General features: G+C 48.6%; 1 protein-coding gene and 2 pseudogenes. 2 read left to right on the plus strand and 1 reads right to left on the minus strand.

Annotated features, from left to right (window positions below):
- Positions 1–139: pseudogene (locus H620_RS27015) on the minus strand (IS5/IS1182 family transposase); the annotation flags it as partial.
- Between the two features lie 8 nt (positions 140–147).
- Here H620_RS27015 and H620_RS26710 point away from each other — a divergent pair.
- Together H620_RS26710 and H620_RS0118905 are read left to right on the plus strand one after the other, a co-directional pair.
- Positions 148–416, plus strand: a pseudogene (locus H620_RS26710) (IS30 family transposase); the annotation flags it as partial.
- A gap of 257 nt (positions 417–673) precedes the next feature.
- Positions 674–1,078 carry a hypothetical protein gene (locus H620_RS0118905; RefSeq protein WP_155950812.1) on the plus strand — a complete coding sequence of 135 codons (405 nt, stop codon included), beginning with the start codon at positions 674–676 and terminating at the stop codon, positions 1,076–1,078.
- Positions 1,079–1,387 lie beyond the last annotated feature (309 nt).

Here is a 1,387-nt window from a genome sequence, read left to right on the forward strand (position 1 = left end):
GTTCCACCACCCAGCGCTTGGGCATGACCACAAAGCCGCTCGCAACCGGCGCCGCCGTGAACAAATCGCCTTGCTCTGAATGCCATTTCCCGGTGGGGCGATTGTTCGGCCCTCGTATCACCTGGATCTCGAGCGAATGAGTATGTTGCATACATCACTCAGCGAACTGGAGTGGCGATCTATTTTTGCGACCCTCGTAGCCCGTGGCAGCGCGGTAGCAATGAGAACATCAACGGCCTGAGTCGCCAGTATCTGTCTAAAGGCACTGACCTTTCGGGCTATAGCCAAGAGCAACTGGATGCTATTGCGTACGAGCTGAACATCCGACCACGCCAGCGCTTTGATTACAAATGCCCTATCGAAATGATGACGGCAATGATAGCCAAGCACCATGAGAGCCATCCTTGACTCAATAGTCGGGTGTTGCACTCAGCCTCTGAAACCGCAGTGGAAAAAAGATGGCACGAACTTGAAACTGACAAAATGCAACTTCCTGAGTATATTGGGCCTGGCGAACGCTTATATCAGACTAAGCGAGGCCACAGGAAGCTGATAAACAAAGAGGACAACAACCTTCGTAGATTAGAGCTGGAGCATGAGTTAAGCTGCTCGGCAAAATACGATACAAAAAAAATTTGCAAACGCCCATAAAATGGCAAACAAGACTATGAACATGTTTTCCGAACTGTTATCAGCCTTACAAAAAGCTGACGGCAAAAAAATTAGAAAAGAAGTTGCCCAGCTTGCGGACAGGTACGAAAAATTGTTATTCGAAATCGACGGAACCAGCGACGAATCTGTTGATTTTATGCTATCAATCTTTTCCGATGAGCGTTTGTTTAACAAACCAGGAATGGATATCTTCGTATTGAAGGCAGGAACCGAATTTTTCTGCATGACCGATGAGCAAAAGAGCAAGATATACAATGCATTACTTAACGCCTACCATAAATGTAGTAACTTAGACTATTGTTGGGCGGCTGGTGATTTGATTGCTCGAAATTTCAATAGAAAATGTGCACTGCATTTTTTTCTCAAACGTTCGTTTGCGCCACTAAAAATGGCAAGGAAGGTATAGCCCTCGGACTGGACGTTATTGCACGGCAAGAGGGGCGAAACCAGCAGGTGAAGGAAATTATCGCCCGGATTTTACGCTCTGGCTGAAAAGTGAGCGTCAACTAGGCTCTGCACGAGAAGAGATTTCGCAAGCACCGCATGGAACAAGCCAGCTAAACGACTGCTCAATTGCTTGGACAAACACGACCCCGCCGGCAACCTGTTGGACCAGGAATGCGGCAACCTGGTGCACCGCTTACAAAACGGCGCGCACGCCCACTTCACCTGGGACCTGTTCGACCGGTTGGCCAGCTACAGCGACGACAAGCTC

It is taken from the genome of Pseudomonas taiwanensis DSM 21245 (assembly GCF_000425785.1).
GTDB lineage: Bacteria > Pseudomonadota > Gammaproteobacteria > Pseudomonadales > Pseudomonadaceae > Aquipseudomonas > Aquipseudomonas taiwanensis.

Excerpts from the sequence above, each read along its gene's own strand:
- H620_RS0118905 (WP_155950812.1), top strand. The coding sequence starts at position 674 with ATGTTTTCCGAACTGTTATCAGCCTTACAAAAAGCTGACGGCAAAAAA.